The organism is Haloarcula regularis (assembly GCF_029338315.1).
In the GTDB taxonomy this organism is placed as follows: Archaea; Halobacteriota; Halobacteria; order Halobacteriales; family Haloarculaceae; genus Haloarcula; species Haloarcula regularis.
Genome location: NZ_CP119794.1, coordinates 39,233 through 61,301, shown reverse-complemented (window position 1 = coordinate 61,301; position 22,069 = coordinate 39,233). Strand labels below are relative to the sequence as shown.

Annotated in this window: 25 protein-coding genes and 3 pseudogenes; 11 read left to right on the top strand and 17 right to left on the bottom strand. The window is 68.8% G+C overall.

The window, feature by feature from the left end; all coding sequences use genetic code 11:
• Window positions 1–96: 96 nt before the first annotated feature.
• From P1N55_RS00325 to cofD, 4 genes are read right to left on the bottom strand one after another with little or no spacing between them, the layout of a single operon-like run.
• Window positions 97–708, bottom strand: coding sequence for a DUF447 domain-containing protein (locus P1N55_RS00325; protein WP_276277061.1), 612 nt, complete (start codon window positions 706–708; stop codon window positions 97–99).
• Entirely contained in the window at window positions 705–1,541 is an 837-nt protein-coding gene (locus P1N55_RS00320; RefSeq protein WP_276277060.1) for a triphosphoribosyl-dephospho-CoA synthase, read from the bottom strand. The genes P1N55_RS00325 and P1N55_RS00320 overlap by 4 nt, the downstream gene beginning before the upstream one ends.
• Window positions 1,541–2,287, bottom strand: a complete 747-nt coding sequence (locus tag P1N55_RS00315) for a tRNA-dihydrouridine synthase (protein WP_276277059.1) — start codon at window positions 2,285–2,287, stop codon at window positions 1,541–1,543. Before P1N55_RS00315 ends, P1N55_RS00320 begins: the two co-directional genes overlap by 1 nt.
• The gene (cofD, locus tag P1N55_RS00310) at window positions 2,287–3,279 is read right to left on the bottom strand and encodes a 2-phospho-L-lactate transferase (protein ID WP_276277058.1); all 993 of its coding nucleotides are present in this window, start codon (window positions 3,277–3,279) and stop codon (window positions 2,287–2,289) included. Before cofD ends, P1N55_RS00315 begins: the two co-directional genes overlap by 1 nt.
• Before the next feature lie 145 nt (window positions 3,280–3,424).
• On the opposite strand from cofD, the gene P1N55_RS00305 reads away from it, so the two are divergent.
• The 4 genes and pseudogenes from P1N55_RS00305 to P1N55_RS00290 all read left to right on the top strand — a co-directional run bounded on the left by P1N55_RS00305 (window position 3,425) and on the right by P1N55_RS00290 (window position 6,804).
• Window positions 3,425–3,964 (top strand): protein-tyrosine phosphatase family protein, encoded by a 540-nt coding sequence (locus P1N55_RS00305; protein WP_276277057.1) that lies wholly within the window; start codon window positions 3,425–3,427, stop codon window positions 3,962–3,964.
• A gap of 42 nt (window positions 3,965–4,006) precedes the next feature.
• Window positions 4,007–5,230 carry an HD domain-containing protein gene (locus P1N55_RS00300; protein WP_276277056.1) on the top strand — a complete coding sequence of 408 codons (1,224 nt, stop codon included), beginning with the start codon at window positions 4,007–4,009 and terminating at the stop codon, window positions 5,228–5,230.
• A gap of 20 nt (window positions 5,231–5,250) precedes the next feature.
• Window positions 5,251–6,273 carry an amidohydrolase family protein gene (locus P1N55_RS00295; protein WP_276277055.1) on the top strand — a complete coding sequence of 341 codons (1,023 nt, stop codon included), beginning with the start codon at window positions 5,251–5,253 and terminating at the stop codon, window positions 6,271–6,273.
• 56 nt (window positions 6,274–6,329) lie between these two features.
• Window positions 6,330–6,804 (top strand): annotated as a pseudogene (locus tag P1N55_RS00290) (universal stress protein).
• A gap of 28 nt (window positions 6,805–6,832) precedes the next feature.
• Here P1N55_RS00290 and P1N55_RS00285 read toward each other — a convergent pair.
• Complete coding sequence (locus tag P1N55_RS00285; RefSeq protein ID WP_276277054.1) at window positions 6,833–7,762, bottom strand: biotin--[acetyl-CoA-carboxylase] ligase; 930 nt, start codon at window positions 7,760–7,762, stop codon at window positions 6,833–6,835.
• A gap of 179 nt (window positions 7,763–7,941) precedes the next feature.
• On the bottom strand, window positions 7,942–9,774 hold the full coding sequence (locus P1N55_RS00280; RefSeq protein WP_276277053.1) for an acetyl-CoA carboxylase biotin carboxylase subunit: 1,833 nt from the start codon (window positions 9,772–9,774) through the stop codon (window positions 7,942–7,944).
• Window positions 9,775–9,859: 85 nt separating this feature from the next.
• On the opposite strand from P1N55_RS00280, the gene P1N55_RS00275 reads away from it, so the two are divergent.
• The gene (locus P1N55_RS00275) at window positions 9,860–10,774 is read left to right on the top strand and encodes an ADP-ribosylglycohydrolase family protein (protein ID WP_276277052.1); all 915 of its coding nucleotides are present in this window, start codon (window positions 9,860–9,862) and stop codon (window positions 10,772–10,774) included.
• 8 nt (window positions 10,775–10,782) lie between these two features.
• Here the strand turns inward: P1N55_RS00275 and P1N55_RS00270 are convergent, their stop codons facing one another.
• Both P1N55_RS00270 and P1N55_RS00265 read right to left on the bottom strand, forming a co-directional pair.
• Window positions 10,783–11,082 carry an acc operon protein gene (locus P1N55_RS00270; RefSeq protein WP_276277051.1) on the bottom strand — a complete coding sequence of 100 codons (300 nt, stop codon included), beginning with the start codon at window positions 11,080–11,082 and terminating at the stop codon, window positions 10,783–10,785.
• Window positions 11,083–11,084: 2 nt separating this feature from the next.
• Window positions 11,085–12,634, bottom strand: a pseudogene (locus P1N55_RS00265) (acyl-CoA carboxylase subunit beta).
• Between the two features lie 114 nt (window positions 12,635–12,748).
• On the opposite strand from P1N55_RS00265, the gene P1N55_RS00260 reads away from it, so the two are divergent.
• Window positions 12,749–13,372, top strand: a complete 624-nt coding sequence (locus tag P1N55_RS00260; protein ID WP_276277050.1) for a uracil-DNA glycosylase family protein — start codon at window positions 12,749–12,751, stop codon at window positions 13,370–13,372.
• Window positions 13,373–13,440: 68 nt separating this feature from the next.
• On the top strand, window positions 13,441–13,944 hold the full coding sequence (locus P1N55_RS00255; RefSeq protein WP_276277049.1) for a DUF555 domain-containing protein: 504 nt from the start codon (window positions 13,441–13,443) through the stop codon (window positions 13,942–13,944).
• Between the two features lie 81 nt (window positions 13,945–14,025).
• Here P1N55_RS00255 and P1N55_RS00250 read toward each other — a convergent pair whose 3' ends face one another.
• The gene (locus tag P1N55_RS00250) at window positions 14,026–14,262 is read right to left on the bottom strand and encodes a UPF0058 family protein (protein WP_276277048.1); all 237 of its coding nucleotides are present in this window, start codon (window positions 14,260–14,262) and stop codon (window positions 14,026–14,028) included.
• Window positions 14,263–14,448: 186 nt separating this feature from the next.
• Between P1N55_RS00250 and P1N55_RS00245 the strand changes: the two are divergent.
• Window positions 14,449–14,852 (top strand): annotated as a pseudogene (locus tag P1N55_RS00245) (translation initiation factor IF-2 subunit beta).
• On the opposite strand, the gene P1N55_RS00240 reads toward P1N55_RS00245, so the two are convergent.
• The 3 genes from P1N55_RS00240 to P1N55_RS00230 form a co-directional block, all read right to left on the bottom strand.
• Window positions 14,853–15,032: a DUF7836 family putative zinc-binding protein gene (locus P1N55_RS00240; RefSeq protein WP_276277047.1), complete on the bottom strand. Its 180-nt coding sequence runs from the start codon at window positions 15,030–15,032 to the stop codon at window positions 14,853–14,855. It abuts the pseudogene before it with no gap.
• 96 nt (window positions 15,033–15,128) lie between these two features.
• A complete protein-coding gene (locus tag P1N55_RS00235) occupies window positions 15,129–16,100 on the bottom strand; it encodes a transcription initiation factor IIB (protein ID WP_276277046.1) in 972 nt (323 codons plus the stop codon).
• A gap of 208 nt (window positions 16,101–16,308) precedes the next feature.
• Entirely contained in the window at window positions 16,309–16,593 is a 285-nt protein-coding gene (locus P1N55_RS00230) for a DUF357 domain-containing protein (protein WP_276277045.1), read from the bottom strand.
• Between the two features lie 102 nt (window positions 16,594–16,695).
• Between P1N55_RS00230 and P1N55_RS00225 the strand changes: the two genes are divergently transcribed.
• The 3 genes from P1N55_RS00225 to P1N55_RS00215 all read left to right on the top strand — a co-directional run bounded on the left by P1N55_RS00225 (window position 16,696) and on the right by P1N55_RS00215 (window position 18,640).
• Window positions 16,696–17,745 (top strand): NAD(P)/FAD-dependent oxidoreductase, encoded by a 1,050-nt coding sequence (locus tag P1N55_RS00225; protein ID WP_276277044.1) that lies wholly within the window; start codon window positions 16,696–16,698, stop codon window positions 17,743–17,745.
• A gap of 67 nt (window positions 17,746–17,812) precedes the next feature.
• A complete protein-coding gene (locus tag P1N55_RS00220) occupies window positions 17,813–18,277 on the top strand; it encodes an SRPBCC domain-containing protein (RefSeq protein ID WP_276277043.1) in 465 nt (154 codons plus the stop codon).
• Window positions 18,278–18,352: 75 nt separating this feature from the next.
• Complete coding sequence (locus P1N55_RS00215) at window positions 18,353–18,640, top strand: DUF7545 family protein (RefSeq protein ID WP_276277042.1); 288 nt, start codon at window positions 18,353–18,355, stop codon at window positions 18,638–18,640.
• A gap of 56 nt (window positions 18,641–18,696) precedes the next feature.
• Here P1N55_RS00215 and P1N55_RS00210 read toward each other — a convergent pair whose 3' ends face one another.
• From P1N55_RS00210 to P1N55_RS00190, 5 genes are all read right to left on the bottom strand, one after another.
• On the bottom strand, window positions 18,697–18,861 hold the full coding sequence (locus tag P1N55_RS00210) for a hypothetical protein (protein ID WP_276277041.1): 165 nt from the start codon (window positions 18,859–18,861) through the stop codon (window positions 18,697–18,699).
• A 65-nt stretch (window positions 18,862–18,926) separates the two neighbouring features.
• Window positions 18,927–19,586 carry a 2,5-diamino-6-(ribosylamino)-4(3H)-pyrimidinone 5'-phosphate reductase gene (locus P1N55_RS00205; protein WP_276277040.1) on the bottom strand — a complete coding sequence of 220 codons (660 nt, stop codon included), beginning with the start codon at window positions 19,584–19,586 and terminating at the stop codon, window positions 18,927–18,929.
• 49 nt (window positions 19,587–19,635) lie between these two features.
• On the bottom strand, window positions 19,636–19,896 hold the full coding sequence (locus P1N55_RS00200; RefSeq protein WP_276277039.1) for a DUF7513 family protein: 261 nt from the start codon (window positions 19,894–19,896) through the stop codon (window positions 19,636–19,638).
• Window positions 19,893–21,470 (bottom strand): Na+/H+ antiporter NhaC family protein, encoded by a 1,578-nt coding sequence (locus P1N55_RS00195; RefSeq protein WP_276277038.1) that lies wholly within the window; start codon window positions 21,468–21,470, stop codon window positions 19,893–19,895. Before P1N55_RS00195 ends, P1N55_RS00200 begins: the two co-directional genes overlap by 4 nt.
• A 63-nt stretch (window positions 21,471–21,533) precedes the next feature.
• Window positions 21,534–21,992, bottom strand: a complete 459-nt coding sequence (locus tag P1N55_RS00190) for a hypothetical protein (RefSeq protein ID WP_276277037.1) — start codon at window positions 21,990–21,992, stop codon at window positions 21,534–21,536.
• Window positions 21,993–22,069 lie beyond the last annotated feature (77 nt).

Genomic DNA, 22,069 nt, shown 5'->3' with positions numbered 1-22,069 from the left:
ACCGGGCAAGCCCGGGCTATGTCCTGACCTCCCGAGGCGGCGTGTCCCGCGGTCGGCTGACACAGCACGTCGCCCACCGGTCGTGTCGCCTGTTCGCTACCACTCCGCGTCGACGAGCGTCTCGAGCCGCCGGAAGGCGGCCCGCTCTCGCTCGCTGCCGGCGGTCTCGACCACGGACTCGAAGTACCGCAACCGGTCCAGCAGCGTCTCGCGGTCGTAGGCCTGGACGTCGAGTCGCGACGCCGCCACCGTCGCCTCGACGACGGCCGCGTGCCCGCGGTTCGTCGTCGGCACGACGCGACGGCGGACCGTGGACTCGGCGGGCCGAAGCGCCCACGTCACCCACTGCGTGCCCGCGTCGGTCCCGGCGTCGCGCTCGGTGACCGTCACTCGAGTCCACGCGTCCGCGCTGTCGAGGACCGGGTCCGCCTCCTCGCGCACGGACAGCGCGGCCTCCACGAAGTCGACCGGGTCCCGGGAGAACTGCACGTAGCCCCCGCCGCGCTCCGAGAAGTTCCGCCAGGTCCGGGTCCGGCCCCAGGTCGTCGCCGTCGCCACGCCGTCGTCGCCGGGTTCGTGCACGCCGAGCGCCGCGACGTTCCAGTGGTCGTTCGGGCCCAGAGTCGTCACGACGGACTCGGTGACGCCGGCCAGGTCGACCGGCCACGATCCCTCGTCGCTGGCGTCGTCGGGCTGCTCGTCGCTCACACGACCAGCCCCCGTTCGAGCGCGACGAACAGCGCCCCGGCGACCAGGTCGGCCGTCGTCCCCGGGTTGACGTCGCGCGCGACGAACTCCTCGGCCAGGTCGGTCGCGTCCTCGTCGCCGTCGAGGACCGCCTGCGCGCGGCGCTGTACCTCCTCGGCCGTCGCCCGGTCCTGGCGTTTGACGACGAAGGTGTCGGGTTCCGCGGCGAGCAGTTCCAGGAAGGCGCGAGCGGCGCGGTCCGGGACCGGTCCGTCGCCGTCGAGGATCGACGCGGCCGCGTCGAACACCCGTTCGAACTCCCCGACCCACTCGGCGGCGACGCCGTCGACCGCGGCGCTGCGCTCCATCACGTCGAACAGCGTGAAGCCGCGTGCCTCGAGCGCGGGAACCGCGTCGCTCCCGCGCCGGACGTCGAGCGGTTCCAGCCCCGCGGGCGGGTCCTCGACGGCGACGTCGACGTGCTCGAACGCCCGGTAGAAGTCCGCCGCGTCGGCCACCGTCGTCGCCCTGACCGCGGCGTCGGCACCTGCCGGCGAGAGTGCGTCCTCGCTCGCGGCGGCGACCAGCGGCGCCAGCACGAGCAGTGCGCCGAACTGCGTGTTGCCGGCCGACTGCTCGGCCATCCCGGCGACGGCCCGCTCGAAGGCGTGGCCGACCCGCTCGCCGTCCGCCGCGAGTTCGAGGCCCGGCCGTGCCCCCACCGCACCGGCCAGGAAGTGTTCGAACCGGAGGTCGTCGTACTCGCGCTCGCGGTCGACGTTGCCCGGCTTGGGCGTCCCGGTGACCTCGAGCAGGAGCGCCAGCTCGGCGTTCTGGGCGACGTCCCGGGCCATCACCGGGTGACCTCCCGGCCGACCCACTGGTCGGCCGCGGCCCCGACCGCCTGGAGGACCGCTGGGTCGTCGCTCGCCCGGCCGACGCTGACCGCGTCGGCGCCGTACTCGAAGTACTCTCGCGCGGAGCGCCGCCCACGGACGCCGTTGTTGGCGACGACGAACAGCGAGGCGGCGTCGGCCACGTCGGCCACGACCGGCTCAGAATCCATCGCGTCGACGTGGATGGCGTCGGCCCCTGCGTCGTCGATGGTCGCCGCAACGGCCGGGAGGTCGACGCCGCCGACTTCGGCCCGGACCTTCACCGAGACGGCAGCCCCCGTCTCGCTGGCCGTGCGAACGTGGGCGGCCAGGCGCTCGGGGCGACACAACAGCGCTTCTCCCGCGCCGGCGGCACACATCTCGTCCTGCCGGCAGTGCGCGTTCACTTCGAGAATCGCGCCGTGGTCGGCACACACTCGGGCGGCGCGTTCGGTCGCCTCCAGCGACGTGCTCCGGACGTTGCACCCCGGGCGAATCTGGACGTCGGCGAGCGCCCCGAGCTGGGCGTCCAGGAAGGCGACGGGGTCAGTCGGGAGGAATTCCGATCGGTCCCGGTCGACGAGTCGACGGGCGGCCTCGCGCGTCGGCTCGTCCAGCGAGATGCCCCCGAGGAACGCACAGCCGGCGTGTTCGGCCCCGTCGCGGGCCCAGTCGGCGTCGGCCTCGCCGCTGAGACTCGCCAGCGCGAGGCGGGGGCGGAACATCAGGTCACCTCCGCGAGCGCCGTCTCGACGGCTCGGGCCACGCGTGCGGCGTCGGCGTCGGTGTCCAGCGTCGTGTCGGTCCGGACGACCGGGCGGTCCAGGTCCGTCCCGTCGGCCTGGTCGAGCACGAACGCGTCGGCGAAGGGATACGCCTCGGCGACGCCCGCCGTGCTCGGTTCCAGGCCGGTCCCGGCCATCAGCTCGGCGGCCGGCCCGGAGAAGACCTCGTCCTCGACGAACGGCGAGACGGCCACGACCGGCGTATCGGCGAGCGTGCGCTCGATGCCGTCGACGGCGACCATCGGCCCGAGCGAAGTGACCGGGTTCGACGGGCCGACGACGACGGGTGCATCGAGGGCGGTCCGGACCGCGTCGGTCGGTGCGGCCGTCGCTGCACCTCTGAACTCGACATCACGAACCGGTGGGTCGCCGCCGTGGCCGACCCACCACTCCTGGAAGTGCATCGGGCCCTCGTCGGTGTGGACGATAGTCGCGACGGGGTCGTCGCTCATCGGCAGGAGCGTCCGCTCGAGGCCGAAGGCGTCGGCGAGGTGTCGCGTGGCCTCGGTCAGTGAATGGCCCGCATCGACCAGGGAGGTGCGGGTCACGTGGACCGCGCGGTCGCGGTCGCCGATGTGCATGAACTCGGCGACGCCGGAGAACCGGCGCCAGGCGGCGATGTCGCGACCGTCGGTCTGTCGCTCGTCGGGGAGGTACTGTGGCCCCCCGGGCAGGTCTGCGGCGTCGGCGAGCCGGTGGAGTTCGTCGTGTGTCTCGGCCGTGTCGTCGTCGATGCCCCACCACGTCTTCCGGTCGAGGACGCCGCCCTCCAGAAAGAGGACCGTGTCCAGGTCCGGGCAGACGAGGTGGCCGCCCAGCTCGACGTCGTCGCCGGTGTTGGCGACCACCGTCGTCTCGGCGGGCGGGAACACGTCGTCGGCGCCGGCGAGGAGTTTCGGCGTGCCCGTCCCGCCGGCGAGGAACGTCACCATACGCCGACGTGGGGGAACCGATTGTATAAACGTGGCCCTGTCCGGGAGTCGCGTCCGGACGCGACGCGACACTGGAGAATCAGACATGAGAACCGAGCGAACAGGTTCAAGTCGGTGGACCGGCAGCTGTTGTATAATCGCTGTCATGCAGCGCCTGAACCCACACCGATTCGCACCCGCCGCGCCCGACGAGACCGACGTCTTCGGCGCCTGTGCACCCGGCTGGCACACGGCCGCCGGCCACGAGGCGGCACTGGACGACTGGCTCGACTACGTGCAAGACCAGGGCGTCGAGCGCGTCTGCTGTCTCCTCCCTGGCCGGCAACTGGACGCCTCCGGCCTGAACGTCGACCGGTACCAGTCGGCCTTCGGCGAGTCGCGGGTGTGCCACGCGCCGGTCCCGGACCACCATCTCGTGTCCGAGGCACGACTTCACGGGGAGATTCTCCCCTTCCTCGCGGACGCGAGAGACGCCGAGGAGCGCACGGTCGTCCACTCCCTGGCCGGCATCGGTCGGACCGGGCAGACCCTGGCCGCGTGGCTCGTCTACGACCGCGACTACGGCCCGGACCGCGCCGTCGAGACGGTCAGGGAGATGGGCCGCGAGCCAAGCGACGCCATCGAGGCCGGCAACGCCAATCCCGGGGACCTCACGGCCCTGCTCGAGTCGGTGGCGCGACTGTAGCTGTCAGTACCGTTTAGAAACCGGCCACCGTAGCACGACCAGATGACCACCATCAAGGACAGCGTCCACGACCACATCGCGGTCGAGGGCGTCGCCGAGGACCTCCTGGAGACGCCGCCCGTCCAGCGGTTGCGCCACATCGCACAGCTGGGGACGGTGACGCTCGTCTACCCGTCGGCGAACCACACGCGGTTCGAGCACTCGCTTGGGGTCTACCACCTCGCCGACCGGGCCCTCTCCGAACTGGGCATCGAGGGCCAGCAGGCCGAACGCGTCCGTGCGGCGGCGTTACTTCACGACGTCGGCCACTCGCCGTACAGCCACAACGTCGAGGCCGTGGTCCACCGCGAGACCGGGAAGTACCACGACGACGTCCACGCGCTGCTGGACCGCGGGGCCGTCGCCCGCGTCCTGACCGACCACGGCCTCAACCCGGACCGGGTCGCGGACCTGGTCGCCGGCGACGGCGAACTCGGCCAGCTGGTCTCCGGGGAACTCGACGTCGACCGGATGGACTACCTCGTGCGCGACGCCCACCACACGGGCGTCCCGTACGGGACTATCGACCACGAGCGGCTCATCCGCGAACTGCGCTTCGTCGACGGGGAACTGGTGCTCGACGAGGGGAACGTCCAGACCGCAGAGTCGCTGTTGCTCGCACGCGCGCTCATGAATCCCACCGTCTACCAGCACCACGTCGCGCGCATCGCGAAGTCGACGCTCCGGCGCGCGACGGACCGTCTGCTGGCGGCGACCAACTGGACGGCCGACGACCTGCGGCGCTGGGACGACAAGGACCTCCTGGTTCGGCTCCGGCGCTGTGACGAGACCGCGGAGTACGCGCGCCGCCTGGGCGAGCGCGACCTCTACAAGCGGTCGGTGTGGGCCGAACGCTCCGCGGTCCCCGACGAACTGCTGACTGCGGACTACCGGGACGTTCGCGCCCGGGAACACGCCATCGCGGAGGCCGCCAGCGTCGATCCCGACGCGGTCATCCTCGACGTCCCCGCCGAGCCGGCGATGAAAGAGTCGACGAGTCGAATCCTGATCAACGGCGAGGTCCGTCGCCTCGGCGAGCAGTCGACGCTCGTCAACGCGATACGGGCGGCCCAGCGCGACCAGTGGCGACTCGGCGTCTACGCGCCCGAGGGCGAGAGCGAGCGGGTCGGCGAGGTCGCGGTCCGCGAGCTCGGTCTCGACATGGACGGCGCGCGCGTCCGGGACGTCCGCCAGGGCATCCACGCGACCCTCGACGAGTTTAATTGAGCGACGGTGGACCACTAGTTATGATACTCGAAGGCACTATCCTCCGTGGCCGGTCGTTCGACCCAGTCGAGGGGCGGGTCGTCGTCGAAGACGGCCGTATCGTCGCACTCGAGGAGGACGAGGTCTACAGTGACGACATCGTCCTCCCGGCGTTCGTCAACGCACACACCCACGTCGGCGACTCCATCGCGAAGGAGGCGGGCGAAGGACTGAGCCTGGAAGAGCTGGTCGCCCCGCCCGACGGACTGAAACACCGCCTACTCCGGGAGTCAGACCGGAGCGAACTGGTGGGGGCGATGGCGCGCAGTCTCGCGTACATGGAAGCGTCCGGGACCGGCGCGTTCGTCGAGTTCCGCGAGGGGGGCGTCGAGGGTGTCCTGGCGCTTTCGGCGGCGCTCGAGGACTCGCGTCTCGAGAGCGTCGTCCTCGGTCGTGAGTCCGTAGACGTGCTGGACGTCGCCGACGGGTTCGGCGCCAGCGGCGCCAACGACGCCGACTTCGGCAACGAACGGCGGGCGACGAGGGACGCCGGCAAGCGGTTCGGCATCCACGCCGGCGAGGTCGACAGCAGCGACATCAACCCGGCACTGGATCTGGACCCCGACTTCCTCGTGCACATGGTCCACGCCGAGCCCCTCCACCTCACGCGGGTCGCCGACAGCGAGGTGCCGGTGGCGGTCTGTCCCCGCTCGAACCTCGTCACAGACGTGGGTCTCCCACCCGTCGAGGACCTCCACGAGCGGACGACGGTGGCACTCGGGACGGACAACGTCTTCCTCAACAGCCCGTCGATGTTCCGGGAGATGGAGTTCACCGCCAAGCTGTACGACCTGCCCGCCCGCGAGGTGCTGGCGATGGCGACGGTCAACGGGGCCGAACTCGCGGGACTGGACTGTGGCGTCGTCGAGCCGGGGCGCCCGGCGCGACTGACAGTGCTCGACGGCGAGTCCGACAACCTCGCCGGCGCACAGAACGTCGTCCGGGCCGTCGTCCGGCGCGCGGGGACGAGCGACGTCAAGCGGGTCGTGTTGCCCGAGTCGTAGGCGACTGTGCTAACAGCCACCAAACACCTATGCTGTTACCTGGTCTACACTAGAGCATGTACGACCGGATACTGCTCCCGACCGACGGCTCCGAGGAGATGGAGTACGTCATCGAACACGCCGTCTCGCTGGCGAAAACCCACGGCGCCACGGTCCAGGGGCTCTACGTCGTCGACACCGGCCGGTTCGCGTCGCTGCCGGTCGGTAACTCCTGGGAGGGCCTCACGCAGATGCTCAGGGAGGAAGGCGAGCTGGCGCTGGACGAACTGGAGGCCTACGACGTGGGGGGCGTCGACGTCGAGGGCCACATGGTCGAGGGCGACCCGACGACGGAGATCCTCCGGTACGCCGACGAGGCGGACTGTGACGTCATCGTGATGGGGACCCACGGCCGCGGGCATCGACAGGCTCCTGCTTGGCAGCGTCGCCGAGCGCGTCATCCGCCAGTCACACCTGCCGGTCGTGACGGTGCCGGTCAGGCGGGGCGAGCAGCGCGAGGAACCGGTCTCGTCGGTCAGGGCCACCAACTAGCGGGCGTCAGCCGCGTCCGTCGGTCCGGTCAGGCCGGTCGGAGGTGGTCGCAGTCACCGGCCGCGACGGTGACCCGACCGTCCGCAGTCTCGACCACGAGCGACCCCGGGAACGTGACGTCGACGGCCTCGCCCTCGACGGTCCCGTCCGGCGTCTCGACGCGGACCCGTTGTCCCAGCGTCGTCGCGTACCCTCGCCAGGCGTCGACAATGGCGTCGGGCGACTGCCGGAGGTCGTCGAACTCCTCGAGGACGCGCTGAGTGAATCGCCGGCGGTCGACCGGATGCCCCAGTTCCGCTTCGAGACTCGTCGGAGCGGCATCGCTGGGGAGCGCCGCCGGGTCGACGTTCGCGTTGATACCGACGCCGACCACGACCCAGGAGATGCGGTCGGCCTCGCCCTCCATCTCCGTGAGTATCCCGACGAGCTTGCTGTCGCCGACGAGCACGTCGTTGGGCCACTTGATGCCGGCGTCGACGCCGGCCTCGCGGGCCGCGCGGGTGACCGCGACGGCCGCCGCGAGGGTGAACACCGGTGCGTGGGCCATCGGGACGTCCGGTCGGAACAGAATCGAGAGCCAGATGCCGCCACTGGGCGAGGACCACGCGCGGTCGAGTCGCCCCCGGCCGCCGGTCTGTTCGTCGGCCAGCACCACCACGTCGCGCTCCCCCTCGGCCGCCAGGTCGCGCGCGCGAGCGTTCGTGCTCGGGATGCTGTCGTGATACTCGACCGCAAAGGGGGCGTCGAGGCCGTACTCGACCGCCGCGCCGCCGAACTCCGGGACCGCCGCCAGCCGGTACCCGTCGTCGGCGCTTTCGACCTCGAAGCCGCTCTCGCGCAACGCCTCGACGTGCTTCCAGACCGCCGCGCGGGAGACGCCCAGTTTCTCGGCGACTGCCGGCCCCGAGACCGGCCCGTCGGCCAGCGCCTCCAGCACGGCGTGTCGCGTCTCGTTCATGCCCCCAGTTAGTGACCACGTAATAAAAAGCGGCCGGAGGCCGGCAGCGTACCGTGCCTCGCTTCGCTCGGCACGGTTTCACCGCGAGCGCCGACCGGCGCTCGCGGCTTTTTATCATACCTTTCTGCGAGGGGGTGCCCGCAGCGACAGCGTCGCGAGGACACCACCCTCGCAAAAAGTTAGCCGATGACGAACAGCAGGTCGCCCATGTCGACGGACTCGCCCTCGCCGATGGCCACCTCGTTGATGGTGCCGCTGCGCTCGGTGACGATGTCGTTCTCCATCTTCATCGCCTCGAGCACGCAGAGGACGTCGCCGGCCTCGACCTCGTCGCCCTCCTCGACGTTGACCTCGAGGATGGTCCCCTGCATCTCGGCGGTGACCTCCTCGCCCTCGGCGCTGGAGCCGCTGGACCCGCCGCCACCACCGCCACCGGCCGGGCGTTCGGGGCGCTGGCCGCCGCCGGCGTCGACGTCGCCGACGTTGATTGGCGGGGCCCCGCGTTCCTCGAGTTCGACGTCGAAGCGCTTGCCGTTTACCTCGACGGTGAACTCGCGCTCGACGACCTCCTCGTCGTCGGGTTCGGACTCGGACTCGTGGCCCCATTTTTCCTGGGCCTCCTCGATGCGTTCTTCCAGGGTGTTGTCCAGGTACTTCGTGGTGTGGGTGCCGCCGACGAACTCGTCGTCGGTGAGCATGAGGCGGTGGAAGGGGATGACCGTCGGGAAGCCCTCGACCTCGAACTCGCTGAGCGCGCGGCGGCCGCGCGAGATGACCTCGTCACGGTCGCTCCCGTGGACGATGAGTTTCGCGATCATCGAGTCGTAGTCGGTCACGAGGTCGTCGCCCTGGCGGAGGGCGTCGTCCATCCGGACGCCGATGCCCCCCGGCGGGTCGTAGGTCTCAAGCGAGCCGCTGTTTGCCGGCGCGAAGTCCTTGGCGGCGTTCTCGGCGTTGATGCGGAACTCCATCGCGTGGCCGTCGACCGCGACGTCGTCCTGGGCGAAAGAGAGATTCTCGCCCTGGGCGACCCGGATCTGCCACTTGACGATGTCGATACCGGTTATCTCCTCGGTGACACAATGCTCGACCTGGATGCGGGTGTTGACCTCGAGGAAGTAGAAGTTCGTGTCGGGCCCAAGCACCTCGCCGGGTTCGCGGTCGGTGTCCTCCTCGACGAGGAATTCGACAGTTCCGGCGTTGTAGTAGTCGGCCTCGCGGACGCCCCGGCGGGCGGCCTCGCCGATCTGCTCGCGGAGGTCGTCCGACAGGGCCGGGGAGGGGCCCTCCTCGATGACCTTCTGGTGGCGGCGCTGGAGCGAGCAGTCGCGTTCGCCCAGGTGGCGCACGTTGCCGTCGTGGTCGGCGATGATCTGGACCTCGATGTGGCGCGGGTTCTCCAGGAAGCGTTCGAGATAGACGGAGTCGTTCGAGAAGTAGGCCTCGCCTTCGCGTTTCGCGGATTCGAGCTGGTCTTCGATCTCGTCTGGGCCCTGGACGATCTTCATACCGCGGCCGCCGCCACCGCCCTCGGCCTTGATCGCGACCGGGAACCCGTGTTCGTCGCCGAACGCCTCGACCTCTGTGGGGTCGTCGACTGGGTCTGTCGTCCCCGGGACGATAGGGACGTCCGCAGCCTGCATGATCTTCCGGGCCTTCGTCTTCTCGCCCAGTGCCTCCATGGCGTCGCCGGACGGGCCGATCCACGTCACGCCGTCCGTCGCCTCGACCTTTCGGGCGAAGTCGGCGTTCTCCGCCAGGAACCCGTATCCAGGGTGGATTGCGTCGGCACCGGCCTGCTTGGCGGCGTCGACGATGGCGTCCTGGTCCAGATAAGAGTCCGCCGCGCGTGCCGGGCCGACGTTGTACGCCTCGTCGGCGAACCTGACGTGGCCGGAGTGCTTGTCGGCCTCGGAGTAGACGGCGACCGTCCCGATTCCCAACTCCACACAGGCCCGCATGACCCGCACCGCGATCTCCCCGCGGTTAGCGACGAGTACCTTATCGAACATATGGCTCCTTACCGAGACTCACCCCATAAAACTAGGCGGAAACGTAATGTCGCCGCTGCCTCGTCTCTGGTATAGAGGCGATAGTATGGATAGAACGTCGCGCGCTCGCGGAACGCTGCTGGGCCTGGCCTGTGGCGACGCGCTGGGCCGGCCGGTCGAAGGGTGGCCCCGGTCACGCATCGCCCGAGAACACGGGCGCCTGACGGAGATGCAAGCCCGCGGGGCCCACGGCCTGCCGGCGGGCGCGGTGACCGACGACACCGAGCTTGCGCTGTGTCTGGCCCGAAGCATCGTCGAGTCCGACGGCTTCGACGCGGACGACGCCGCCCGGCGCTTCGCGGCGTGGTTCGAGGGCGACCCGACGGGAATTGGAGGAATGACGAGGCGGGCCCTCGCTCGCGTCGCGACCGGGGAACCGTGGGACCGGGCCGCAGAGCACGTCTGGCGACAGAGCCCGGAGGGACACAACGCCGGCAACGGGAGCGTGATGCGGTGTGCGCCGCTCGCGATACGCTTCGCCGACGACCCGGCGACGCTGATCGAATCGAGCATGACCTCCTCGCGCCTGACCCACTGGGACCCGCGCTGCACCCACGGCTGTGCGGCCCTGAACCTGGTCGTCGCCGGGTATCTCCGTGGAGCGGACGACCCCGTGTCGGCGACGCTCGACCGACTGGACGAGGACGCCCCGACCGACGTGGCCGTCGCCCTGCTGGAGGCCAGGGCCGCCACGGACCCGACGATGCTCCCCGTGACCGGCTACGTCGTGGACACGCTCGAGGCCGGCGTCGGGCACGCCCTGCTGGCGCAGTCGGCCGAGGAGGCGATCGTCACGGCGGTCAACAACGGCGGCGACACCGACACTGTCGGCGCCGTCGCGGGGGCCGTCGCCGGCGCCCGGTTCGGCGTGGAGAGCCTCCCGGAGACGTGGCTCGACGAACTCACGGTTCGCACGGAAGCGATGGCGCTCGCGGACCGACTGGCAGAACGGGGCCGCTGAGTCGGCGGTTACATCCGGTCGACGCGCCCGGCGGCGCTCCAGGGGTCCGTCGGGGCGTCGGCCGGGACGTCGACGTGTCGCTTCTGGGTGTCCCTGACCCGGTTCGAGAAGAGCCACTCCTTGCCCGCCCAGGTCGGTTCGTCGCTCGTGGCGGCAGCGGCGGCCGCGGCCCGCTGCTGGTCGGTCACGTGGGCGCCGATGGCGACGGCGATGGCCGCCGCCTCGTCCGGGGAGGCGTCCGGGAGCGCATCTGCTATCGTTTCGACGAGGTCGGCGTCGACAGGGGCGTTCGCTGTCTCTGTCGCCATTGTCACAGTGGGATGTTCCCGTGTTTGCGGTCGGGCTGGTCCTTGCGTTTCCCCCGCAGGAGGTCCAGGTCCTCGATGAGCCGCGGCCGGGTGTCCTGCGGTTCGATGACGTCGTCGACGAACCCGCGCCTGGCGGCGATGTAAGGGTTCGCGAAGGCGTCGCGGTACTCGTCGATGAGCTGCTGGCGGCGGGCCTCGACGTCGTCGGCGTCAGCCAGTTCGTCGTCGTAGAGGACGTTCACCGCACCCTTGGGCCCCATCACGGCGATCTCGGCGGTCGGCCAGGCGTAGTTCATGTCAGCGCCGATGTGCTTCGAGGCCATGACGTCGTAGGCCCCGCCGTAGGCCTTGCGCGTGATGACCGTCAACAGGGGGACGGTCGCCTCCGAGTAGGCGTAGAGGAGTTTCGCACCGTGGTTGATGATGGCGTTTCGCTCCTGGTCCTTCCCGGGCATGAACCCGGGGACGTCGACGAACGTCAGGATGGGGATGTTGAAGGCATCACAGAAACGGACGAACCGGGCCCCCTTCCGGGAGGCGTCGATGTCGAGCGTCCCGGCGTTGACACGGGGCTGGTTGCCGACGACGCCGACGCTGTGACCGTCCAGGCGGGCGAAGCCGGTGACGATGTTCCGGGCGAAGGCTTCGGCCACCTCGAAAAAGGAGTCTTCGTCGACGACGCCGTCGACGACGTCGACGATGTCGTATGGCTTCTGTGGGGCTTCCGGGACCGTCTCGACGAGGCTCCCGTCGCGCCGCTCCGGGTCGTCCCAGGGCTCGACGCTCGGCGGGTCCTGGACGTTGTTCTGCGGGAGATACGAGAGGAGATAGCGGATCTCGTCCATCGCGGCCTTCTCGTCGGCGGCGGTGAAGTGGGCGACGCCGGACTCGCTGGCGTGGGTCTCGGCCCCGCCGAGTTCGTCGAAGCCGACCTCCTCGCCGGTGACCGTCTCGATGACGTCGGGGCCGGTGATGAACATGTGGCTGGTCTCCTCGACCATGTAGACGAAGTCGGTGATGGCTGGCGAGTAGACCGCGCCGCCGGCACACGGACCCATGATGGCAGAGATCTGGGGACGACGCCGCTGGCCTGCTGGTTGCGGTGGAAGATGTCGGCGTAGCCCGCCAGCGAGTCGATGCCTTCCTGGATGCGGGCCCCCGCCGAGTCGTTCAGGCCGATGATTGGCGCGCCGTTCTCGATGGCTTTGTCCATCACCTTACAGACCTTCTGGGCGAACGCCTCGCCCAGCGACCCGCCGAAGACGGTGAAGTCGTGGGCGAACACGTAGACTCGCTCGCCGTTGACCTCGCCGTAGCCGACGACGACGCCGTCGCCGGGGGCGTGTTTCTCGGCCATGTCGAAGTTCGTCGAGCGGTGTTCGCGCAGCGCGTCGATTTCGACGAAGGTGTCGTCGTCGAGGAAGTAGTCGATGCGCTCGCGAGCGGTGAGTTTGCCCTTCTCGCGCTGGGCCTCGATGCGTTCCTCGCCGCCGCCGCGTTCCGCCTCCGCCTTCCGCTCGCGGAGGTCCTCGACGCGTTCGTCGTGGGTCACGCGACATCACGGCTCCGGGACCAGGACATACCGGTCCCGTGGTGGGCATCCGAGAAAAGCGTTACCCGAACGGAATCCGTCGGAGTTTTGCCCGGCCCTGCCCTGTCACCGCTCGTGAAGAACATCACGGCAACGCAGCACAACCCGTTTGGCTTCCAGCCGCCGTGTGAGCCGTTCGTGCCGGGCTACGGCGACGCGAACGCGGATTTCCACGTCGTGGGCGACCACCCCGGGGTCCACGGCGGCAGCGAGACGGGGATTCCGTTCACCGGGACGCCCGCCGCCGACCGCCTCCAGCGCGCGCTCGCTGCCGGCGGCCTCCTGCGGGCCGCTGGCACGCCGCCGACGGTCGAGAAGACCTACCTCTCGTACCTGTTTCTCTGTGGCGACCGGACGCCGACCGAGGACGACTACGCGGACCACGAACCGATGTTCGATACCGAGGTCCGGGCCATCACGTCCCACGTCCTGCTCCCGGTCGGCGAGCGGGCGACGACGCACGTCTTCAGGAACATGACCGCCGAACCGGCCGACGACGTGGACATGGACGCGCTCCACGCCACGGAAGTCAAGGGGAGCGGCTGGCTCGTCTTCCCCATCAAGGACCCCGGCGAGTGGACCGACGAGGACGAGACGGCACTGGTCGAGGGCCTGCAGGCACTCCTCCGGACGGACTACCGACAGGAAGCCGAACTCGGCCGGTTCCTCCCCGGCGACGACCTCTGGCGGGTCCGCTGAGAGGCCCCGTGGCTGTCGTGTGCGAACGCGGGCCAACCTTCATAATATAGGCCAACAAACATACCTGTATGGACTGTAGAGTTGTCGTTGAGGCGGCCGTGCCCGTCTACGACGTCTCGAATCCGGACGAGGCGGTCCGCATCGCCATCTCGAAGACGGGCGAGATGTTGAATCCGGATCTCAACTACGTGGAGATAAACATGAGCGAGCGCCACTGTCCACACTGTGGCGACTCGCTCGAACCGGCGTTCATCGCTGCCGACGAGAGCCTGGTCGCCCTCGAACTGGAGATGACGGTGTTCAACGTCGAACGCGACGAGCACGCGGCCCGCATCGCGCGCAAGGAGATCGGCCAGCGACTCGAGAGCATCCCGCTCGACGTCGTCGAGATCGAGGAGATCGTCGAGGAAGACGACGAACCAGAAGCGGACGAGGTCGAGGAAGACGACGAACCAGAAGCGGACGAGGTCGAGGCAGACGAGGCGGAGTCGTCGGTCAAAGCCGACGATGTCGCCGGTAATGAGTCGGCCGACGAGGTCCTGCCCGAATTCGAGGAACTCATCGACGAGTGAGTCAGACACGGCCCGAGCGGGCACAGGTCGGGAGAGAGGGCTCTCGCTAGACAGATCTCTTGGGCGGGGAAAGAGAGGGAGTCAGTCCGCAGCGGCAGAAACGGGTTCTTTCGCGTCCTCGGTCATCTCCGAAGTGATGCCGTCGACCAGGGCGAAAACGGCGGCCTTGTGGTCCGTCTTCGACTTGTGGATCGATGTGGGCTTGACGCCGAGTGTCGCGTACTCGTCGTGTTCGACGTCGGATCCGGTCTCTGCTTCGTAGTGGTTCTGTACCTGCGCAAGCAGGCCGTGAAGATGGATGAGCTCCTGCTTTTTCATGGTCACCCCACTCTAACGACTGGAAGTTTATAGTACTACTCTGACGAAGGTTAACACACTACTAGAATTATCAATCGTTACACTCAGCCCCGCTACGGTCGGTTGAGCGGCGTGGTACGGAGACCCACGGTGATGTGCCACGCGCGGTTTGGAAGAATTTTTTTCACCAGCGACCGTACCTTACGTATGGACTACGAGGACCACTCGAGAAGGCGCTCGACGAGACGCCGGACATCGACGGGACGGACGACCGGTTCGAGGTGCCCGATCCGGAGGTCCGCCAGGAGGGGAAGGTCACCGTGTTCGAGAACTTCCAGCAGGTCTGTGACCGTCTCGACAGGGATCCCGAACACGTGATGAAACACCTTCAGATGGAGATGGGAACAAGCGGTCACATCGACGAGAGCGGGCGCGCGCGGCTGACAGGATCGTTCGGGAGTGACCGGCTGGAGGAGGCCATCGTCACGTACCTCCAGGGATACGTCCTGTGTTCGGAGTGTGGGCTGCCGGACACGCGGCTCGAGCGCGAGCAGGGCACCGAAATTCTCCGATGTGAAGCCTGCGGGGCGCGAACGTCGACCGGCGAGTAGTTACTGTAACCCCTTCAGGGTCTGGAGGTCGCGGTCGGTCCGCGTAAACTCCGCGAGCCGCCGACTCGCGTGGCAGTTGGGACAGTGGTAGGTGGTGGTGTGGGGCGGCAGCTGACTGGGCGTCGACTCCCAGCCCTTCTTGCACTCGGGGCACAGCAGTCGTACGTACGCTTCTTCCATGTCTGATAATGACACACACTGGGTGCCGTATAAAGGTTTGCCGTCCGGGACTCGCGACGAGGGCTGCGGCGGGCGGACGCGCCGAGCGAGGCATGCTTACGCAGGGACGTTCTCGGCCTCGAGCAGCTCCTTGTACCGGTTGCGGATGGTGACTTCGGAGATGTTGGCCACCTCGCTGACCTCGCTCTGGGTGACCTTCTCGTTTGTCAGCAGGGCGGCGGCGTAGACGGCCGCGGCGGCCAGGCCGACGGGCGACTTCCCGGAGAGCAGGCCGGCCTCCCGCGCGTTCTCGATGAGGTCACGCGCCTGGCGCTCGGACTCGTCGCTGAGGTCGAGCTCGGAGATGAACCGGGGCAGGTAGTGCTCCGGGTCGGCGGGCTGGACCTCGAGGCCCAGCTCCCGGACGATGTAGCGGTAGGTCCGGGTCAGCTCCATCTTGTCGACGCGCGAGACGACGGCCATCTCGTCGAGCGAGCGGGGGTTGCTCGCCATGCGGGCCGAGGCGTACAGCGCCGACGTCGCGACGCCCTCGATGGACCGGCCGGGGAGCAGGTCCTCGCTCAGCGCGCGGCGGTAGATGACGCTCGCGGTCTCACGGACGCTCTGGGGCAGGCCCAGCGCGGAGGCCATGCGGTCGATCTCGCCTAAGGCCTGCTTGAGGTTGCGCTCCTTGGAGTCGCGGGTGCGGAACCGCTCGTTCCAGGTGCGCAGGCGCTGCATCTTCTGGCGCTGCTCGCTGGAGAGCGACCGCCCGTAGGCGTCCTTGTTCTGCCAGCCGATGTTGGTCGACAGCCCCTTGTCGTGCATCATGTTCGTCGTCGGCGCGCCGACGCGGGACTTGCGGTCCTTCTCCGCGGAGTCGAACGCGCGCCACTCGGGCCCGTGGTCGATCTCGTCTTCCTCGACCACGAGCCCGCAGTCCTGGCAGACCGTCTCGCCGTGCTCGGCGTCTGTGAGGACGTTGCCGCCACACTCCGGACAGACGTCTATCCGCTCCGTCTCTTTGCGTTCGACCTCCTGTTCTTTGGGCTCTTCCTGCGTGTTGGTGCGTACTGGTGATTCACTCATGATGGGGGAACTCACATCCTGCCGGGGGCGTAATGGTAAAAAGTACTCCCCGCTGGCTTCTTACCTATAGTTAGGGAGAAAGAGTTATAAACTTTGGTGGTCGTGATAGCAAACCGCACGACTGCGGGCGTGTCGACGAGCACCGCCCCGATGACGCCGCCGTGTCCCGACCGGAGCGGACGAACCGGGCGAACGGCCCGCCGGCGTCTCAGACAGTGAACAGGTGGCCCTCGGTGGGCACGTCGAACAGACCGATGCGTGCGCCGGCGTCGAGCCAGGCGTGGCCGTAGGAGAAGGCGGCGAGCGCGTTGACCGGGTCGTCGTCGGCCCGGAAGTGGCGACCGTCCTCGAGATACGAGGCCGCCATCTCCGCACACTCGAGGGCGGCGTCGTGCATCGGCGTTCCCTCCGGTGGCGCGACGTCGGCGGCGTCGAGCGCCTCGGCGAGCAGTCCCTCGTAGCGGTCGGTCTTCTCCTCCAGGTCGGCGGGCATACCCACAGCGAACGGGCGACGGCGCCTAAGCGTGTCGGCGGCCGTGTGCGGTGCCGACAGGACAGCGCAAAATAATTACCGGCGTAGACAGTACTGACCTCTATGACCGAGGAAGTCGAACACCGACGACTCATCATCGCTGGGTCGGGCATCGCGGGGCTGACAGCTGCCATCTACGCGGCGCGAAGCAACAACGACCCGCTCGTGCTCGAGGGCGACGAGCCGGGCGGCCAGCTGACCCTGACCAGCGAAGTCGAGAACTATCCCGGGTTCCCCGAGGGCCTGTCTGGCCCGGACCTCATCAACCGGATGAAAGAACAGGCCAAGCGGTTCGGCACCGAGATCGACCACGGCATCGTCACCGACATCGACGACAGCGAACGCCCGTTCCGCGTCGAGCTGCGCGATGGGACCGTCTACACGGCTGACGCGTTCATCGCCGCCTCCGGGGCCAGCGCACGGACGCTGGGCGTCCCCGGCGAGGACGAGCTGATGGGCTACGGCGTCTCGACGTGTGCGACCTGCGACGGCGCGTTCTTCCGCGGCGAGGACATGCTCGTCGTCGGCGGCGGCGACGCCGCGATGGAGGAAGCCCACTTCCTCACGAAGTTCGCGAACAAGGTGTACGTCGCCCACCGGCGCGAGAACTTCCGCGCCGAGGACTACTGGATCGACAAGGTCCAGGCGAAAGCCGACGCGGACGAGATCGAGCTCCTCCGCAACACGGAGCTGCTCGAGGTCCACGGCTCGGCCGAGGAGGGCGTCGACCACGTCACCCTCGCCGAGAACCCGGAGGGCTACCCCTCGGAGAAGCTCGACGACCCCGAGACCGAGCAGTACGACCTGGACGTCGGCGCCGTGTTCGTCGCCATCGGCCACACGCCCAACACCGAATACCTCGAGGACACCGGCGTCGAACTCGACGAGACGGGCTACATCGTCGCGCAGGGCGGCAAGGGCGCCGGCCAGACGGCCACAGACGTCGAGGGTATCTTCGCGGCCGGCGACGTCGTCGACTTCCACTACCAGCAGGCGGTCACCGCCGCCGGCGACGGCTCGAAGGCGGCACTCGACGCCGACGACTACCTGGAGGACCTCGAGGCGGCCGAGGCGAAAGCGGAGTCGGAGGCGACCGCCCAGGCCGACGACTGACGACCGACGCCACACTGCGAACCGGTCTCAGTACTGCTTTATCTCCTCGGCAGTCGTCTCGGACGATATGAAGACTATCGAGACGAGCATCGACATCGCGGCCCCGGCCGCGGACGTGTGGGCGACGCTGACTGACTTCGAATCCTACGGCGACTGGAACCCGTTCGTGAGTGAAATCTCGGGGACCGTCGCCGAGGGCGAGCGACTGCGCGTCCGCCTCGACCCGCCGGAGGGGCGCGCCATGACGTTCAAACCGCGCGTGACGGCGGTGGTGCCCGGCGAGCGCCTCGAGTGGCTCGGCCACCTGCTGGTCCCCGGCCTCTTCGACGGCCGCCACGAGTTCCGCCTGGAACGCCTGGGCGACGACCACACGCGATTCTACCACCGCGAGTCGTTCTCGGGCGTCCTCGTCGGCCTGTTCCTCGATGCCGCGGACGTCCGAAACGGATTCGAGGGGATGAACGAGGCGCTGCGGACCCGCGTGGAGGGTCGTGCCGTCGAAGAGCCCGGTGCCGGCCCGGTCGGGGTCTGACGGGCGTCGGTCGCCGTGGCGGTCGCCGAGCACGCACCCGACAGACCCTTCTGTCGGGTCCGCGAACCGACGGCCATGACAAGTGACACTGTCACGCTGACCATCGAGACGGACGACGCCACAGACGAACTGACGGTCCCGGCCGACCTCCTCGAGATTCTGCGGGAGGAACCGGGCGAGTCGGACCCCCAGGTCATCGGCGACCTCGCGATGTTCGGCCTCGCACAGCGCATCCACAGCGCGGTCCACCACGCCCAGGGCGAACCGGACGCGGAGATCGCCGCCCTCGAGGAACAGACCCTCGATCTCTTCGAGGAGCGGTTCGGGACGACCTTCGGCGAACTGACCGGCCACGACCACTGAGCGGGGACAGCCGTGATGAGCAGTTGGCCAGGTGCTGCCAACCGACGACTCGTGGGTCAGTCCCCGCCGTCGGTCTCTAATGCGTCTGCGATTCGTTCGAGCTGTAAGCCGACGTAGCAGAGCGCCTGCGTCTGCATTATCGCCGGGTCCCTGGACCACTCGTCGGTGATGTACGCCGCTCGTTTGCCGGCCTGGTCGAGGTAGTTGCTATCAGTCGGCATGGTACCGCTACGCACCACAGCGTACCAACGTTTTCGCCGGCTCGCGTCGGGCGCTCGCGGGACCCTCAGACCGACCAGGTCAGGAGGACACCGTCGTCGAGGCGCTCGACGCGCTCGAGGTCGAGTTCCGGGAACCCCTCGGTGAACCCGTCGCCGTCGGCCAGCGTCGGCGCGTCCCGGCCACCGATTATCGTCGGCCCCACGAACACCGAGAGCTCGTCGACCAGCCCCTCCTCGACGAGGCCGAATATCAGCTCGCCGCCGCCCTCGACCAGCAGCGTCTCGACGCCCTCGCCCTCGAGTTTGCCCAGCGCCGTGGTGAGGTCGACCCGGTCCTCGCCCGCCGCGAGGACGTACGCGCCCGCCTCCTCCATCTGTTCGACGAAGTCGGTCGGGGCGGCACGGCTGACCAGCAGGTAGGTCTCGGCCCGGCCGTCTAGCACCGTCGCCTCGGGCGGTGTCCGGACGTGGGAGTCGGCGACGATACGAGCGGGGTTCGGCGGGTCGCCGCGTTCGCGGCGCCCGGCCCGCCGGTCAGCATCTTTGACCGTCAGCGAGGGGTCGTCGGCGAGGACGGTCCCGACGCCGACCATCACGGCGTCGCAGTCGGCCCGCAGCTGGTCGACCCGGTCGAAGTCCTCGGGACCGGAGATATCGAGCTGCTCGCGACGGCGCGAGGAGAGCTTCCCGTCGGCGCTCATCGCGGCGTTGACGACGACGTGCATACTCGCCCGTATTACCCTGGCTCAAAACCGCCTTTCGGTTCCGGCCGTCTCAGAAGGTCGCCGTATCGAGCGTCTCGAGCAGCTCGGCCCGCCCCTCGTGGGATGCGTCGTCGAACTCGGTGACGCGGAGGCGGACCCGCGTGTCCGCGGGGACGTGCTCGTCGAGCGTGAGCAGGGAATCGCCGATGCGGACGACGCTGGTCTCGCCGTCGGAGCGCGTGACGAACGCGACGAGTTCGGCGCCCGGGTCGAACTCAGGCGTTTTCGACCGGAACCGCCACCCGGCGAAGTACTTCTCGACGAGGCTCATACCCGCGCCACCTCCTCGGACTCGCGGTCGGAGACGTACTCGCGGCCAAAGCCGGTCCAGGCGGCCAGCAGGAAGGTCACCAGGAGCAACCAGCCGTGGAAGACGTAGGGCACGACGGCGACGGGGTTGACGAGCATCGACTGCTCGAACCACGGGTAGGCGTCGGGTAGACCCTGCATGGCCGCGATGCCGACCAGTACCCCGCCGGCCCACGGGAAGATGTATCCCAGCGCCGAGGTGTTGGCGTCCAAGATGTTCGCCCGGCGGTAGCCGTTGAGGTTGAACCGCCGCCCGATCGTCGAGACGTATGGCGCGATGGCGATCTCGGCGGCCGTGTTGATGGTGATCATCGCGTTGACCGTCGCCGTCCCCAGCACCATCGTGGTCTCGGCGCGGGTGACCGTCGTGGCGACGTGGTCGAGCAGCCAGTCCTGGAGCGCGGCGAACCCGCCGCCGCGAATCATGATGCGCGCGCCGGCGACGATGAGCAGGGTGAGGACGATGAGCGGGAAGAAACCCTGCGCGCCGTTGTAGATGCTGCCGCCGACGCTCGGCGAGGCGCTGGCGTCGACGATTTCGACGACGGGGAGCGACGAGAGCGACTGGGCGACGCCGGAGCGCGCCGGGGCCCGGAAGACGAGCATCTCGGGGATGCTCGCCAGGCCGAAGGCGAGGTTCGCCGCCACGGCGACGACCAGGCCCCACGAGATGGCCTCGACGATGTGGCGACCTCTGACGGCCGTGACGATGACGACGCCCATCGAGACCAGGTGGAGCAAGCCGGCCGGGGTGGCGCTCTCGACGAACACCTGTCGCGCGTCGCCGGCGACGTCGATGCCCGGCATCACGGACCCGGCGACGACGTAGGCCCCGAGCGCGACGATGGCCGGGAGGATGGCGTACTTGAACCGCGAGGCGACGACGCCGCCGATGTCCGAATCCTGCGTGACGGCGCTGACGATGGTCGTGTCGCTGACGGGCGCGAGGTTGTCGCCGAACACCGCGCCCGAGAGGATGGCCCCGAAGACGAGGACCGGGCTCGCGCCCAGCAGGATCCCTGCCGGGAAGAAGAGCGTGGTGAACGCGACGGTGGTCCCGTAGCCGGTCCCGATGCCCGTCGCCAGCAGCGCGGCCAGGACGAACGTCGCCGCGGGGAACAGCGCCGCGCCGATGTCGACGGCGTTGGCCGCCCAGACCAGGCCGCCGACGAACCCGCCGGCCTGGATGGTCGCCGAGAACATCCCGGCCCACAGCCAGGCGACGATGGCCGTCGCCGCGACCCGCTGGGTCATCCCCTCGAAGATGGTGTTCGCGTAGGTCTTCCAGTCGCCTTTCACGAAGAACATCCCGACGATGAGCGCCAGCAGCATCCCCGCGACCAGTCCCGTGGTGTCGGAGATACCGAACAACCCGCTCTGGACGATGGCCCAGACGATGAACAACCCTATCGGGAGCCCGCTGACCAGTTTGCCACCGTGGAACTCGATGTCGGGGCCTCCCCCAGGCCCCCCACCGACGTCGATGTCCAGCGAGTCCTCTACCGAACGCTGTTCGTTCTCGTCACGTCGCGACATACGTGGGCCATCCGCATACGGCACACACAAAGGTGCCGGTTCGACGACGCCCGCCGGGCAGTCTCAGCCGGCGTCGTCCTCGGGCGGGTCCGCCAGAGTCGTCGCGTCCAGTTGCTTGACCGCACCGTCGACCGTCTTCAGGTCGAACGCCGGACCGTCGACGACGAGTTCGGCCACGTCGAGGATGGCCTCGGCCGACCAGCCCTTGATGCGGGCGACGCCGGCCTCGTCTATCTCGACGAACGTCCGGGGCTTTCGCTGCTGGCCCATCGACCAGTTCGAGTCGTCGATGGTTATCTCCTGGCCGCCGATCGTCGCCCAGTTGAACACGCAGGCGTGCTGTACGCGGGGTTCGTCGCTCCGCTCGTGGTCGGTTCGCGTCCACTGCTCGTAGTCGACCCCGAAGTGGGCGGCCCAGAGGCGCAGGTACTCGAAGTCGAACTTCTTCTTCCCGTCGTCGTTCCGCCCGGTCCGCCAGATGACGTGTGCGTCCGACGGCTTCGACCCGAAGACTCCGGCCACGTCAGTCCCTCCTGGTCCCGTCCCGTCTACCGTCGGTGGAATCGCCGTCGCTCACGCGGCACACCCCGGTGACCCGG